This is a genomic window from Aeromonas sp. SE22, from assembly GCF_038739755.1.
Taxonomy (GTDB): domain Bacteria; phylum Pseudomonadota; class Gammaproteobacteria; order Enterobacterales; family Aeromonadaceae; genus Aeromonas; species Aeromonas jandaei.
The window spans coordinates 298680-314027 of sequence record NZ_JBCGFD010000001.1 but is presented as its reverse complement, the minus strand read 5'-3'; the positions used below and the strand labels follow the sequence as shown (position 1 = coordinate 314027).

The following is a 15348-nucleotide window of genomic DNA, read 5'->3' as shown; positions in this document are numbered from 1 at the left end:
GCCAACACGGTGTTCGCTGCGCCGTTGCGCTGGAACGGGGCGTAATGTACGGGATACGAGGGCATGTGGTCAATGCAATTTTTTACTTTTTGCGTTCGTTTGCTCAATATCCGAACCAACTGACCAAAAACATGCCATTTCGTATCCCTTTTATTTAATTTACCGCCGCTTCGTGCAAATGTTCTCCTTTGAGCGCCTCTTCCAGCGAGCCATAAAACTCCAGCTTGCCGGGTTGCGGGCGAACTTTGGCGCGCGCCAGCGTCTTGAGCGGCTGGAACTGCAGCTCGGCGACGCGCAGTTCGATACCGGCCGCGGCCATCTGCTTGCCAAACTGCAAGAAAGCGGAGAGACCACCGGCATCCAGAATCGAGACAGCCTCCATCTGCAACACCAGCATGCGGTGCCCTTTCACCTCGGCTGCCAGTTCGGCAAACACCCGCTCCGCAGCAGCAAAGAAGAGCGGCCCATTGATCTTGTAAACCAGCGCATCGGCCGGCACTTCGTGGGCATAGCGTTTGTGCTCGGCCAGATTGTGCAGCTTGGTCATCTTGGCGATCTCGCGCATAAAGAGCAGGGAGGCAAGGATCACCCCGAAGGTGATGGCAATGACCATGTCGAAGATGACGGTCAGCGACAGACAGACCAGCAGCACCAGCACGTCGGCTTTGGGAGCACGACGGATCAGTTCAACCACCTTGTGCGCCTCACTCATGTTCCAGGCGACGATGAGCAGCAGCGCAGCCATGGCCGACAGTGGCAGCCAGGAGAGCCAGGGTGCCAGCACCAGAATGGCGGCGAGTACCACCAGCGCATGGATCACGCCAGAGAGGGGTGAGGTCGCGCCGGCACGCACGTTGGCCGCCGAGCGGGCGATGGCTGCAGTCGCGGTGATGCCGCCAAAGAAGGGAGCAAAAATGTTGCCAAGCCCCTGCCCCAGCAGTTCGGCATTGGAGCTGTGCTTGCGGCCGGTCATGCCGTCCAGCACCACGGCGCAGAGCAGCGACTCGATGGCTCCCAGCATCGCCATGGAGAAAGCGGCGGGCAGCAGACGTTCGATGGCAGCCAGATCCCAGGTCACCGGGGCACCATCCGGCCCGGGCAGCGCCCATGGCATCACCAGGGTCGGCGCGATGGGCGGGATCCCCATCCCTTGCGTGCCATCGGCCAGTGTGTAGCTGAACTTGCTGCCGATGGTGGCCACATCAACCCCGAACTGATGCAGGCCAAAGCCCAGACCAACCCCCACCAGCACGGCTGGCAGATGGCCCGGAACCGGCAGCCGGAGCCGCGGCCACAGCAGCAGCACGGCCAGCGTTGCAACCCCCACCAGGGTATCGCCCCACTGCCAGCTGGGCATGGCGCTGGCCAGTGCTTCGACCTTGCCCAGATAGGTTTCCGGCATATGAGGGACGCTCAGACCGAAGAAATCCTTGATCTGCAAGGTGGCGATCACAATAGCGATACCACCGGTAAAACCCAGCGTTACTGAGGGGGGGATGTATTCAATAAGGCGACCGAGGCGGGCCAGACCCATCGCCACCAGAAAGAGGCCGGAGATGAGCGTCGCCATCAACAGGCCACCTACCCCGAACTGCTGGGCAACCGGGTAGAGGATCACCACGAAGGCTGCGGTCGGGCCCGAGATGGAGTAGCGGGAACCGCCGGTCACTGCAATAACGATACCGGCGATGATGGCGGTATAGAGGCCATGCTGCGGAGGAACACCACTGGCAATGGCGAGCGCCATGGCCAGTGGAATGGCGATGATGCCCACCGTCACACCGGCGATCAGGTCACGGCCAAAACGGGCCATGCTATAGGGCTCATCAATACAGGATTGGCGCAAGGCTATGGCGAGCTTCACGCTATTTAAAGAGGCTTGCTTGTGCATGTATACGTAATACCAAGAAGAGGGAGATAAAGGCCGGAGGGATCCGGCGCCCGATCATCATCAAGGGCCGGCAGAGCTGTCGACGCGGCGATGGTATCCTGCGTAACCTTACTCCAGCAGCGCCACTATTTCGATGGGCAGGATCAATGAATACCACAATCCGGCATCATTTGACTCATTTCCAGCCAAATCCCCGAACTTTATCGATTCGACCACCCTTTTTGGCGCCACGTTTGCCACCACAATGGCTTTTCGCCCCCTTGCACGTTGCCGACATGTTCGCCACACGATTGCCACATAGCCCAAGGCAGCATGTCGATGAATGGCATCAACGGTTATGGGCAAGGGACTGATTGTGCTGAAAATAAACCGCAAAGCGCAACTTTTGGGCAAACAGTCCGAAAATCCGATTTTCGGGGAGCTCGCGGGTTGACACCCGTCTTTCTGGTCATTAATATTCGCCCCGTCTCAACGAGACAGGCAATTCCTCCTTAGTTCAGTCGGTAGAACGGCGGACTGTTAATCCGTATGTCACTGGTTCAAGTCCAGTAGGAGGAGCCAATTCCCTCGTAGTTCAGTCGGTAGAACGGCGGACTGTTAATCCGTATGTCACAGGTTCAAGTCCTGTCGAGGGAGCCACATTCTAAAGCCCAGCCTTATGGCTGGGCTTTTTCGTATCTTTCTTGCAGGCTTGGGCATTGTCAGCAAAGCTGCTTTATTTCCGAACTATATGCACGGCTCTCGGAAATCCTTTCTGCCTCTTTTTTAGAGAGGAGAGCACGACAAGCTGCTCTGCCCTCAGCGCGTCATTCTCGAGCCAAGCAGATAAAAGCAGCCGTCATCAACACAGAGCGCTGTCTTCGGATGCAGTTCACGTCATAATCACCCTGTTTCCTTATCTTGGAGTTTTTATGCGCCAGTTCAATCTCATGCTCAATGGCAGCAAGATGATGATGTACCCCTTCTACGTCTGCATCCTGCTCTGCGTCGCCCTGCTGATGGTCAAGTTCTTCATGCAGCTCTATGCGCTCTGCGTCAATATCATCGAGATCCCCTACATGGATCTCATCACCGGCGTGCTGACGCTGGTGGACTTTGTGCTGGTGGCCCAGATGCTGATCCTGGTGGCGGTGTGCGGCTACGTGCAGTTCATCCAGACCCAGGAGCAGCGCGAGGCGCTTGGCAACAACTGGCTCAGCAAGATCAACTTTGCCTCCCTCAAGCTCATCGTCATCAACTCGCTGGTCACCATTGCCGGGGTGGAGGTGCTCAAAGCCTTCCTCGAAGATGGCATCACCAACGAAGTGGAGATGAAGTGGTCTGTGGTAGTGTTTCTCGCCTTCTCGATGGCGGCGCTGATTTATGCGATCACCGAGCGCATGGCCGAACACAAATAGCGGTGGATCTTCACTGGCGAGATTCAGCTTATATTCATCAGCAATACAATTGATAACTCTTTTCATTACTCTTACTGCGTTATAGACTTGCTCCCCCCGGGCCGATTGCCCGGGTGTTGGAGCAGTTATGACAACCCTTTCCCTCGCCCCCCGACAATTCTGGCAGTGGCTGGCCTATCACCATCAGGCTGCCGAGGGCTCCCTCTACCTGATGTTCTTCTCCGGCCTGCTGCTGTGGGAACCGCTGACCCCGCTCTGGTCGCTGGCGCGCTGGAATCTGTTTTTGCATGTGATGCTCTCGCTCACCCTGTTTCCGCTGCTGTTTGGCGCCTTCTGGCTCTCCCATCGCAGCTTGTTGAACCGCAGCAACAAACCCTTTTTGCGCACCACGGGGCGGATTATCGAAGCCCTGCTGTTGGTCTGTCTGGCCAGCGGCCTGCTGCTGGTGCTGCACGGCACTCCGGGCGATGCCATGGGCAACCTCGCCAGCTGGGCCCACTGGCTGAGCGCGTTGGCGTTAACTCCTCTGGTGCTGCGCCACGCCTGGCGCTGGACCATCTTGAAATGGCGCGCCTGATCCCATGTTGAAGTCATCTCTTTGTGCACTTTTGTCACCCCTGCTGGCCCTCATCTTGCTGCTGGCCAGCCCCTTTGCGTTGGCCCAGCAGATGGGCGCCGGGATGATCGCCTATGAGGAGGGGCAAAGCCCGCGCCTCGTCACCGCCAATCTGAGCGCTGGCTCGGTCACCCTGCTTGAGCGCGATAGCGGCAAGCGGCTAAAAGAGGTGCAGCTGGGGGGCGATCTGCGCCAGCTTGCCCGCGCCGATGACGGCACCCTGCTGGTCACCGACTACAGCGGCGATCGCCTGCTGCTGCTGGATGATGATCTCGATCTGGAAAAGGCGATCCCCACCGGCCATAGGCCCTACGGGGTCATTTTCGATGCCAAGCGGCAGTGGTTCTGGGTCACGCTATTCGAATCTGCTCGCCTGCAGGCCTACGACACTACGGGCAACCTCCAGCTGGATGCAGAAACCGCCGAGACTCCGCGTGGACTAGCCCTGACCGACGACGACCGCCTGCTACTCACCCACGCCATGACCGGCCAGCTCGCCATCTATGATCTCGCCAAGCTTGGCCATGGCGCCAAGGGAGCTCAGCTCCCCAAGCCCAAGCTCATTACTCTGGCCGAGACCCATAGCGACACGCCGAGCGACTCTCAGGGTCTGCCGCGCCTGCTCGATGGCATAGCCCTCTCCCCCGATGGCAGCGAGGCTTGGTTGCCACATGTGCTGTGGAGCTTCGATCACCCCTTTCAGTTTCAGAGCACCGTCTTTCCTGCCGTCTCCATCATCGATCTGGATGAGGAAAAAGAGCGGGTCGATGAAAGAAAGCAGCTCTTTTTGCAGATCAATCTGCCAAGCGTCGGCAACCGCAGCCAGATCGTCTCCAACCCGTTCGCCGCCCGCTTCGCCACCGACGGCAAGCGGGTCTATCTGACCCTGGCGGGCTCGGAAGATCTGCTGGTGTTCGATCTGTCGCGCAGCGGCAAATCCAACAACAACCGCCACCGCCGCAAGAAGTTTCAGGGGGGGGCCAAGGCGACCCAGCTCTTGCGTCACCTGCCGGGTCAGAATCCGAGGGATCTGCTGATCGACGGCGACCATATTCTGGTGCACAACGCCATGGGGCAGGATCTCACCCGCCTCAATAGCGGCGGCAGCGGCCCGTTTGCCCGGGTCACCGTTGATGCGCCCCACTTCGCCAAGCTGGTAGAGACAGATCCCCGCCCCGAGTTGCTTCAGCGCGGCGAGCGGCTGTTTAACCTCGGTAACACAGCGTCCAACCCACGCTTCCCCATGGCGGGGGACAACTGGATGAGCTGCAACTCCTGCCATCTGGACGGATTCAATTTCACCAACCGCTATCTGATGGCGGCCCATCGCCAGCAGAGCGGCGACAACGCCATCAACGGCCACGCCAACCTCACCAACATGGTGGCGGGGGATTTTGTCGGCGAATACCTGCGCATGACCCAGCAGACCCAGGGTGGCATGGGGCACGACACCCGAGATGGCGCCGAGGCGGTTGACCCCGCGAGGCCTCAACCGGAAGTGAAAGCGATGATGGAGGACTTACACGCCTTCGTCACCGCCGATGGCAACCTCCCCTATCTGGCCAACTGGCTGCGACTCGATGCCCCGCGCACGGATCCCGCCAAGGCGCCTACCACTCACCCGAAGGCGTGGCTCAACTCCGCCTCCTGCCAGAACTGCCACCAACAGGCCTTCAAAGATTGGAGCGAGAGCAACCACCGGCTGATGGGCAACTCCCACCCCTACTACAAGGTGGTGCAGGCGCTGGCCCGCAAAACCGAAGGGGAAGCGTTCGGCCAATGGTGTCAGGGCTGCCACATGCCCCAGCAGGTGATGACAGGCCAGCTGGATCTGCCCAAGGGCTCCCACATGTTCGAGCAGGGCGGCGCCTCACTCATTGCCGCCCACAAGGCGGGCGAACCTGTGGTGGAGGAAGGGACCGGCTGCGTGCTCTGTCATCGCATCACCAAGGTAGAAGACGCGGGCGGCAACAGCGCCTTTACCGTGAATTTGAAAGACCGCGAGAGCTATGTGTTCGAGGATGCCCCGGGCGGCAGCCTCCAGCACTGGCTGGCGGAGCGGCAGATAAACGCCCGCCCCGCCATGCACAAGGCCTCCTACCAGAAGGATTTCTACCGCGACGCGGCCCTGTGCAAGTCGTGCCACAACGAGTTTGCCCCGGGCACCGGCGCCAATATCGTCAACACCTGGGACGAGTGGGAAAAATCCAGCTTCGCAAACGCGGAGGATCCCGCCAAGCGGCGCACCTGTATCGACTGCCATATGAACCCGGAGCCGGGCAATGGCGGTGCGCCGGTCGCGGGCCAATCCACCGAAAACGGCACCATGAAAGCGCGGCTCTATCGCCACAACTTTACCGGCGCCCAGCACCAGCTGGTGGGGCTGCGCAATCCCGACCTTGAACAAGAGAGTCTGGCCCTGCTGCGCTCCAGCGCTACCCTTTCGGCCCGTATCGAACAGGCTGCCGATAGTCAGCAGCTGGTGGTTCGGGTCGCCAATACCGGTGCGGGCCATGCCCTGCCCACCGGGGTGGCCGATTTTCGTGAACTCTGGCTGGAGCTGACCGTCACCGACGCCAGCGGCAAGGTGGTGCTCAAAAGCGGCCAGCCGGTGGATGGCGCAGTCCCTGAGGATGCGCGACTGTTCAGAAAAGTGTTCGGCGATGCCGAGGGCAAGCCGGTGGGGCTCAAGTTCTGGCGCTACGCCAAACTGCTGAAAGATACCCGCATTCCGGCCGATGGCTGGCGCGATGAAGCCTGGTCGCTGCCCACTGATGCCAAGGGGCCCTTCAAGGCCGATATCAAACTCAATTTCCGCACCTACCCCAAGTGGGTCAATGATGCGGTGCGCGCCGCCGAGCCAAGCTTGCCGGAGCCACCCATAGTGCAGCTAAATCGGTTGCAACTTACATTGCAGCCTGTTCCCGTCACGCCTGCTACGGAGCCTCAATCCTGATGTTTGCAAGTTTTCTGATTACCCTGCGCGAGGGGCTGGAAGCCTTCCTGCTGGTCGGCATCTGCCTCTCCTACCTCGCCAAGCTGGGGGCGAGCCGCTACAACAAGTTCATCTATCTGGGTGTCGGGCTTGGCCTTGTCGCTTCCCTGATCGTCGCCTTCCTGTTCCAAGTGGTGGTGAGCCAGTTCGAGAGCGAGCGTTACAACCACCTCTTGATGGCGGGGATCCTCATTTTTGCCACTCTGGTGCTCACCTATATGGCGATCTGGATGCAAAAACAGGCCAAATCCCAGGTGGGAGCCATGACAGCGCGCATCGATGCGGCCATCGATGGCGGCAACCTGTTTGGTCTGGTGCTGCTCGCCTTCCTGGCGGTGATGCGCGAAGGGTTTGAAACCGTGCTCTTCTTCTCCGCCCTGCTCTACTCCGGGCAAGGGGTCGATCTGCAATCCGGCCTGATGGGCGCGCTGGCGGGGCTGCTGGTCTCCATCGCGCTGGTATGGGGGCTGCTGCGCTCCACCCGCAAGGTGGCTCTGGCCCCCTTCTTCCGCTGGACTGGGCTGCTGATCATCATCATCGCCGCAGGCTTGCTCTCGTCCGCCGTCAACATGTTGCAAGCGGCAGATATCATCACCTTCTGGACCACGCCGGTGTTCGACATCAGCCACATTCTCGACGATCAGGGGGTATTTGGTACCTTCCTGCGCGCCCTGTTTGGCTACAATGCCTCACCCGCTGGCTTGCAGCTGCTGACCTGGGCCCTCTATCTGGCGATCTTCGTTACCCTCTGGCAGCGCAGCTACCGCCCGCAGGTAAGCGCCAAGTCCAGCAAGGGCTGAGCCCGCACTCTCTGTGGCAACATGGCCACGGGGTAACAACACCATTCGGGAGCCGCGCACTGGTGCGGTTCCCTTATCTATCAAGCAGTTTCGGAAAACGTCATGAGCGATAACAACAAGAAACATATTGCCGTGCTGGGTGCCGGCCCCGCCGGTTTGATGGCCGCCTGGCGCCTGCGCCGCGCCGGTTTTGCAGTCACCCTGTTCGAACAGGAGCCGGTGGTCGGCGGCATGTGCGCCACCCAGACCTTCAAGGGGCGCGATGGGGAGTATCGCTTTGACTACGGCGGGCACCGCTTTATCACCAAGAACCCCGAGCTGCTCGCCTTTATCGACGAGCTGATGGGTGACGACCTGCTCCACGCCGAGCGCAAGAGCGTTATCCGCTTTGGCGGGCGCACCTATGACTACCCCCTGAACCTGCCCAACCTGCTCAAGACGGCGCCGCTCGCCCTGATGGCCGGGGCGGTAAAAGACTTGCTGCTGTTGCCCTTTAGCAAGAAGCCGGATGATTTTGCCAAGGCGAGCTTTGCCGAGTGGATCCAGAGTCACTTCGGCCGCACCCTCTACCGCCAGTTCTTCGAGGGTTACACCGGCAAGCTGTGGGGCATCAATCCGGACCAGCTCTCCGCCGACTGGGCCGGCCAGCGCATCAGCCTGATCGATCTCAAAGACGTGGCGCGCCGCCTGCTGCCAAGACGCAACGGCAGTATCTCGGTGCGCACCTATGCCCGCAAATACCGCTACCCCAAATATGGCTTCGGCCAGATCTTCACCACCCTGGGCGAGCGGCTGGTGGCCGAAGGGGTTGAGCTCAAAACCGGCGCTACCATCACCCGCCTTGAGCAGGTCGATGGCCGCATCGAACGGGTTTATTGGAAACAAGATGACGTTGAGCAGAGCGAGCGCTTTGATCAGGTGATCTCCACCCTGCCGCTCCCGCTCACCTGCCAGCATCTGGGCTTGCCGTGCGATCTGCACTACCGGTCGCTTCGCTTCGTCAATATGCCGCTCAAGCAGGAGAACCTGTCGGACAACACCTGGCAGTACCTCTCCGACCCCCATATTCTGGCCACCCGCCTGCAGGAGCCGCGCCGCCGCAGCCCCTTTATGGCGCCCCAAGGCCAGACTTCGGTGATGCTTGAGATCCCCTGCAATCCGGGGGATGCCATCTGGCAGGCGCCGCTCTCTGATCTGCGCGGTCGGGTTACCGCTGATCTGGCGAGCCTCGGCGTCGATACCCAGAAGCTTGGCGATGAGACCTTCGAAGCCCGCAGCGAGTACGCCTACCCACTGATGGATCTCGGCTATCAGGCCCGCCGCAACGAAGCCATCAAGGCGCTGATGCCCATCACCAACCTCATCATGACCGGCCGTCAGGGGACATTCCGCTACATCTTCACCGACACCGCCATGGAGATGGGGATGATGGCTGCCGACATGGTGATCGACGGGGTGGACAGACGTCACGCCATCTTTAACCATCGCAACGAAAATACCGTGATTGAAACCCAGAGCGTGGCCTGAGTGCCAACCTCTTGGCATTAAGTAAGGAGAACAGGATGATCATCCGCCCGGGTTTACTCGCCCTCACCCTGCTGCTGACCCTCTGCGGGCAGGCGCAGGCTTACTCCTACGCCGCCGCCGGCAAGGAGCCGCTGATCGATGCACGCGAAGCGCTGCTGGGCGCCGCCACTGACGGCAAGGATGCCAGCGCCACCTTGAGCGAAATTGCCGAGGAGCTGACCTATCTGGAACAGCACCACAAGGTGGAATTGCAAGCGCCACTGGCAGCAGCCATCAAGGGGAAAGACACTGCCGCCACCGCCGCCCTGCTCAATCGCGCCTACAAGGCGGAGATCGAGCGCCGCCTCGAAGGGGCCAGCCAGAATCTTGGCGACTACCAGACCGCCAAGGTGCTGGTGGTCAAGAGCAAGCGCTTCCTCGACTTGATCCTCCCCTCCCTCAGTGAAGGGGATCGCAAGGCGGCCGAGCAGGCGCTGGCCAGGGTGCTCGATGCCATCGGTAACCCGGGGGTATTCGGGGTGGGCGCCAAGCCCGCCGACGCCGCCGCCTTTAGCGATGCAGAAAAAGCGCTGATGGCCGTGCTGGCGCCGCTTTGATGGCCTCTCATCGATGACGACGGCCCCCCTCATTCCCAACCCTTCTCCCGCAAGGGGAGAAGGGGGGCGTCACCACGGCCGATTACGCTTCGCTAATCGAGCCTACTTACTGCTCCTGCTGCAACTGGCCTGGCTTGGCTGGCTGCTGGCCTTCCCGGTGGCCCTCGATTCCGACGATGCCCTCAATTTCGCCTACGGGGTGACGCGCTTTAGCGTGCTGGAGTTCTCCCCCCACTTTCCGGGCTACCCCGCCTTTATCTGGCTGGCGCGGCTGATCAATCTGGCGGTGGACGATCCGGCCCGCGCGGTGCAGTGGGCAAGCCTGCTCGGGAGCAGTTTGCTGGCGCCGCTTGCCGCCTTGTTGGCGGTGAAGCTGTGGCAACGGCCAAGCCTGCTCGCCCCCGTCTGGCTGCTGGTGCTGGCCCTGCCGCTCACCCCGACGCTCGCTCTTTCCGGCCTCTCAGACGGGCCGGCTCTGGCCGCCTGGCTCGGAACGCTGCTGGCCTTGCAGCAGCGCAGATTCGCACTGGCAGGCCTGCTGCTCGGCCTGATGCTGGCGCTGCGCCCCTCCTACTTCATGCTGACCCTGCTGCCCCTTTGGCTGGGGATGGCGCAAAAGGGTCAGCGACTTAACTTTCTGCTCCCCATTGTTCTGGTGGGGCTTATCAGCCTGCTGTTTGTCTGGCAGGCCGATGGCTGGGCCTACTTCAGCGAGGGGCGCCGATTTACCGACGGCCACTTTACCCTGTGGGGCAACACGGCAGCAGCCCATGGCGATCGGCTGCTGAGCTGGGCGCGAACCTTCAACGATCAGCTCACTCCGCTCTGGCCCTTGGCTGTTGGGACGCTGCTGGTACTGCCGCTTTGGCAAAGATCAAAAAAACACCCTGCCGCCCTCTCTCCACTCTGGACGCTCTACTGGCTCGCCCTGCTGCTCTGGACCCTGTTTGGCCAGAATCCCGACAATCCCCGCCATCTGGCCCCCGTCACCCTGCTCGGTATCGTGCTGCTGGCAAGCTGGCTGCCGCGCCGTGGCGAGTGGCCGGTCGCGGTGGCCGGATTGCTGCTCCTAGCGGCGACCTTCACCCTACCCCGTCCGCCCGCTATGGTGCAGGCGGCAAAACTGGCAGAAACAGCGTGCCCGGCGCTGGTGACCCAGTGGGGGGTAAGATTGCTGCGGGAGACCACGGTACTGCCGGTAACGGACGGCTGGTACAAGGGGGATGCGGCGCTGGCGATCTCTCAAGGAGCCTGCCGTTTGAGCCGCCGGGCCATTGAGCCTGCTGAAATGCAGGCTGGCAGCAGACAGATCTGGTTTGCCCCCCGATTTCACGCCGAACCGGGCCTCTGGCTCGCCATACCGGATCCCCCGCTGACACAAAACTGATAGACTGCCTTTTCGCCCTTTTTTTCATCCATCCCACAACTGGATACCCTATGCCCCAAACCGCTCCGACCCGGGCCTCCGCCCTCTCCCCCCGTTTTCTCTTTATCCTGCTGGGTGCGCTGGCGGGCCTGACCCCGCTCGCGGTAGATATGTATCTGCCGGCTATTCCCGCCATTGCCCGGGATCTGGCCACCAGCATCGACGGTGCCCAGCTCACCATCAGCGCCTTTCTGGGCGGCTTTGCCATCGGCCAGCTCTTCTACGGTCCGCTCGCTGACAGCTATGGCCGCAAGCCGGTGATCCTGGCGGGGCTGGTGATGTTTGCCATCGCCTCGGTCGGTTGTGCCATGGCGGACTCCCTGCCCGAATTGCTGGCCTATCGGATGCTGCAGGCGGCGGGCGGCGCCGCGGGTTCGGTAGTGGTCAATGCCCTGCTGCGCGATCTGTTTGAGAAGGATGCCTTTTCCCGAGCCATGTCATTTGTCATTCTGGTGATGACGCTGGCGCCGCTGGTGGCACCCGTGGTGGGGGGTTACATCAGTGCCCATGCCAGCTGGCGGGTCATCTTCTGGCTGCTGGTGGGGATCAGCCTGCTGATCTGTCTGGTGATGCAGTGGAAAATCGAGGAGACCCTGAAAGCCGAGCACCGTCAGCCGCTCAAGATCGGCCAGATCCTCAAGAACTACTGGGGGGTGCTCTCCCATCGCGGTGCCATGGGCTATGTGCTGTGCGGCTCCCTCTCAAGCTCCGGCATGTTCGCCTTCTTAAGCGGCTCCCCTTACGTCTATATCGAGTATTTCAAGGTGCCGACCGAGCATTACGGCTGGCTGTTTGGCCTCAATATCCTGCTAATGATGGTGGTGACCTTCGCCAACAGCCGACTGGTAAAAGGGGTGGGCGCCGAGCGGATGCTGCAATACGGCCTGCTGGTACTGCCCTGCGCGGGCGCCCTGCTGGTCTACAACGCCTGGAGCCAGACCGGCGGCCTGTGGGGCATCGTCATTCCGGTGGTACTGTTTGTCGGTCATATCAGTCTGGTGGGCGCCAACGCCATGACCGGCCTGATGGGCCACTTCCCGCAAGCGGCGGGCACCGCCTCGGCACTGGCGGGCACCCTGCGCTTTGGCATCGGCGCGCTGGTCGGCATTCTGGTCAACCTCAACCCGCCCCACTCGCCGCTGCCGATGGCCATTGCCATCGCCTGCTGCGGGGTCGGTTCAGCCCTCAGCTACTGGCTGCTCACCGGCCACAAGGCACACTGACCCCTCTGCTGGATATAAAAAGAGCGCCCCCTCTCTTGCGACAGGGGGCGCTCTTTTTTGGGGGGAGATGTCACAACAGGTGCGCCTCAATCCCCTCCGATATGCGTCACTTCTTGCCAAAACCGGACTGTTTCAGGGTATACCCCGCGCTGTTTTGCCAGGCATCCAGACCGCTTCGGTTGTTGCCTGCTACCAGGCTCGCGGCCAGACTCGGGCTGTTGAACAGCTGATCGGCGGTAAAGAGAAAGCCCCCTTCGCTGCGGGGCACCAGAATGCCTTTTTCCAGCAGCTCCAGCCGCAGTTCAATCACCGCCTCGCGCAGAGAGGCGGCATCCTCGCCATTGGCGGTGGAACCGGCCAGCACCATAAAGCCCGGATTTTGCCGCTTGCCCACCGGATAACCGTGAGCTTCGGCCCCTTTGCCGTTGAAGTGGTAGAGCTCACGCTCCCCGGGACGATTGTCGGAGAGCGCCTTTTGCAGGGTCATCAGCTCGTTGTAGATCTCGATGGGGACGACGGCCGCCTGCTTGTTCCCCTTGCTATCGATGATAAAACTGACTTGCTTGTGTAACATCCTTGCTCATCCTGTGACCCATGGAAGCCCCTATTCTAACCACCTCGGGCAAGCGGGATCCAGCGAGGATCCTTATCTCTTTTGCTGCACCGATCACTAACTGGCGCTCTCGCCGCTCTGCTGAAAGCCATGGAGCATCAACCGGTTACCAAACTGTGCTTCCCCTTTGCAGACCATTTGCCCACAGCCAGTTGCAGCCAATGGGACGACATAGCTCAAGCCTGAAGCTGCTCCTCGACCATCCGGTTGAGCAACTGCATCACCTGCTTGCTCGCCTGCTCGGCGCTCTCCATCTCGGCCAGAATGGTGTGCAGCAACCTGTCATCATGGAGCCAGTCACCCCGTGCGGCAGTCAATGCTCTGCTGACAGCCTCGTGCACCTGTTTGTGGGGCACCTCGATGTGTTTGAAACTCGGCAACTTGCCAAACGACTCGCCGCCTTCACCCTGATAGTACCAACGGCCCAAACGGCAATCGGTATGGCTGGCCACGCTCTCGCTATCCCGAACCTCCAGCCCGTGGTAACCACGCTGCATAAAGATGATGTGATCCAGCTTGACCAGCGAGGCAAACGCCAGCCCTCTGGCGAAGTGGAGATGACCGATGTTGGATTTTGCTCCCTCGGCCACTGCCTCGAAGCTTTGACGAAAACCGTCCACATTGTCACTGATGCGCTGGCTACGCTCCCCAAGCGAGAGCACGCTCCCCACTATCTGTTCGATGCTGGTCGTCAGCCCCTTGACCACATCGCGGATTTCGTTGGTTGACTGACGGGTGCGTTCGGCAAGAGCCCGTACTTCGTCGGCGACCACCGCAAACCCGCGCCCGACTTCACCCGCTCTGGCCGCCTCGATGGCAGCGTTCAACGCCAGCAGGTTGGTCTGAGCGGTGATCTCCGTGATGAGATTGACTGTAGCGGTGATGCGGGCACTCTCCCCGGCCAGCGTGGTCGCTGCCCGTCCGGTATCCTGCATCTCGCGGTTGATACCTAGCAGCTCCTGGCTGAGATCTTCGACCACCGTCATGCTGTGCAGCGATGCATCCAGCCCGCTCTGGGCATTGCCAAGTACGTCCTCGATCTTGTTGCTGAGGGTCAGCAGATCTTCCTGATTCCCAGCCAGACTGCTGCGCAGGTTCTGGTTGTTGGTCTGGTGGAGTTTGTTGAGCAGATTACCCTGCCGGGAGAGCTCGGTCGCCTCCTGAATGGCGTGCAGGGAGAGATTGATGTTATCGGCTGTCTTGGAAAACTCGCCGGGCAGACCCTGTTTGAACGCATGGCGGTAGTAGCGTCCCTGACCGGCATGTTCAAAGCAGGAGACCATGTCCTTGATGTTTGCTTCGACGATGTCGAGAAAACTGTTGAGGTTCCAGGCAATCTTGCCCAGCTCGCCAAGCCCCTTGGTTCTGGTCACCCGGACATGGGTCTCACCGGCACTGGCCTTCACCAGCACTTCGTTGATCTGATCCATGATCGCCACCAGCCTGCGTTGTTCACGCAGTGCAAGCACAATAAAGAGCAACGCCAACCCGGGGATCCCCAGATTGAACCAGGTCGGCCCGACCGAACTAAGAGAAAAGATGGCCAACATCAGTACAGAGAGGCCGAACACGGTACAGATCAGCAAAAATTTCTGACTGATGAAGAGGTGTTTTTTACTGGCACTGCTGGTCTTGGTTAGCACAGTCAACATAGGGCGACTCCTTAATCCTGCTGCACCAGATTGAGAACAAAACGTTCGTAATCAGTCCCCTGCGATGTCAGGTGTTGCTCCAGCCAGGTCCAGGATTGCTTGGGAGCATCTCCGGACATTCCCCGCTCCAGCTCACACATTTTCTGATATACGGGGGCAATGGTCGCAATGGCATGGCGGGATGGACAACGGCGAACCGAGAAGTAGCCGATCGCCTTGCCGTCACGAAAATCGGGACGCACATTTGCCAACACCCAGTAGAAATCACCGTTGGCGGTCATGTTTTTGACAAAGCCGAAGAACTCGCGATTCTCCTTGAGGGTATGCCACAACCCCCAAAAAACCCCGCGGGGCATATCGGGATGACGCACGATGCTGTGGGGTGTTCCCAGCAGCTCCTCCTCCGAATAATCACAGAGTCGCATGAACACTTTGTTGGAGTAGGTGATCCGGCCAGCCAGATCGGTCTTGGAGACTATCAACTCATCCCGATGGAAGGTGATCTCGCGTTGGGTGGGGGTGATGTTTTGGGCCATGATACAGATTCCCATCCTTGGTTATTGATAAGCACTATATCTCTCAAGAAGGTAGCAATGCACCATAAAAGGTGGG

Annotated in this window: 12 protein-coding genes, 2 tRNA genes and 1 pseudogene; 10 read left to right on the top strand and 5 right to left on the bottom strand. The window is 60.4% G+C overall.

Annotation, left to right across the window (positions count from 1 at the left end):
* Window positions 1-154: 154 nt before the first annotated feature.
* A complete protein-coding gene (gene dauA, locus AAHA39_RS01375) occupies window positions 155-1891 on the bottom strand; it encodes a C4-dicarboxylic acid transporter DauA (protein ID WP_043852073.1) in 1737 nt (578 codons plus the stop codon).
* Window positions 1892-2376: 485 nt separating this feature from the next.
* Here dauA and AAHA39_RS01370 point away from each other — a divergent pair.
* From AAHA39_RS01370 to AAHA39_RS01325, 10 genes are all read left to right on the top strand, one after another.
* Window positions 2377-2452: transfer RNA gene (locus AAHA39_RS01370), tRNA-Asn, on the top strand.
* Window positions 2453-2454: 2 nt separating this feature from the next.
* Window positions 2455-2530, top strand: a tRNA-Asn gene (locus AAHA39_RS01365).
* Window positions 2531-2802: 272 nt separating this feature from the next.
* Entirely contained in the window at window positions 2803-3288 is a 486-nt protein-coding gene (locus tag AAHA39_RS01360) for a YqhA family protein (RefSeq protein WP_033115154.1), read from the top strand.
* A 127-nt stretch (window positions 3289-3415) separates the two neighbouring features.
* A complete protein-coding gene (locus AAHA39_RS01355; protein WP_320656440.1) occupies window positions 3416-3865 on the top strand; it encodes a hypothetical protein in 450 nt (149 codons plus the stop codon).
* 4 nt (window positions 3866-3869) lie between these two features.
* Window positions 3870-6860: a YncE family protein gene (locus tag AAHA39_RS01350; RefSeq protein ID WP_320656441.1), complete on the top strand. Its 2991-nt coding sequence runs from the start codon at window positions 3870-3872 to the stop codon at window positions 6858-6860.
* Window positions 6860-7699 (top strand): FTR1 family iron permease, encoded by an 840-nt coding sequence (locus tag AAHA39_RS01345; RefSeq protein WP_320656442.1) that lies wholly within the window; start codon window positions 6860-6862, stop codon window positions 7697-7699. Before AAHA39_RS01350 ends, AAHA39_RS01345 begins: the two co-directional genes overlap by 1 nt.
* 102 nt (window positions 7700-7801) lie before the next feature.
* Entirely contained in the window at window positions 7802-9226 is a 1425-nt protein-coding gene (locus tag AAHA39_RS01340; RefSeq protein WP_320656443.1) for an NAD(P)/FAD-dependent oxidoreductase, read from the top strand.
* Between the two features lie 35 nt (window positions 9227-9261).
* A complete protein-coding gene (locus tag AAHA39_RS01335; RefSeq protein ID WP_320656444.1) occupies window positions 9262-9822 on the top strand; it encodes a hypothetical protein in 561 nt (186 codons plus the stop codon).
* Between the two features lie 13 nt (window positions 9823-9835).
* Window positions 9836-11209 (top strand): hypothetical protein, encoded by a 1374-nt coding sequence (locus AAHA39_RS01330; RefSeq protein WP_320656445.1) that lies wholly within the window; start codon window positions 9836-9838, stop codon window positions 11207-11209.
* Between the two features lie 50 nt (window positions 11210-11259).
* Window positions 11260-12471, top strand: a complete 1212-nt coding sequence (locus AAHA39_RS01325; protein WP_320656446.1) for a Bcr/CflA family multidrug efflux MFS transporter — start codon at window positions 11260-11262, stop codon at window positions 12469-12471.
* 106 nt (window positions 12472-12577) lie between these two features.
* Here AAHA39_RS01325 and AAHA39_RS01320 read toward each other — a convergent pair whose 3' ends face one another.
* From AAHA39_RS01320 to AAHA39_RS01305, 4 genes and pseudogenes are all read right to left on the bottom strand, one after another.
* Window positions 12578-13045, bottom strand: coding sequence for a DUF4357 domain-containing protein (locus tag AAHA39_RS01320; RefSeq protein WP_033115146.1), 468 nt, complete (start codon window positions 13043-13045; stop codon window positions 12578-12580).
* Window positions 13046-13260: 215 nt separating this feature from the next.
* Complete coding sequence (locus AAHA39_RS01315; protein ID WP_232097916.1) at window positions 13261-13581, bottom strand: CZB domain-containing protein; 321 nt, start codon at window positions 13579-13581, stop codon at window positions 13261-13263.
* Window positions 13582-13719: 138 nt separating this feature from the next.
* A pseudogene (locus tag AAHA39_RS01310) lies at window positions 13720-14019 on the bottom strand (methyl-accepting chemotaxis protein); the annotation flags it as partial.
* Between the two features lie 728 nt (window positions 14020-14747).
* Complete coding sequence (locus tag AAHA39_RS01305; protein ID WP_320656447.1) at window positions 14748-15272, bottom strand: PAS domain-containing protein; 525 nt, start codon at window positions 15270-15272, stop codon at window positions 14748-14750.
* Window positions 15273-15348 lie beyond the last annotated feature (76 nt).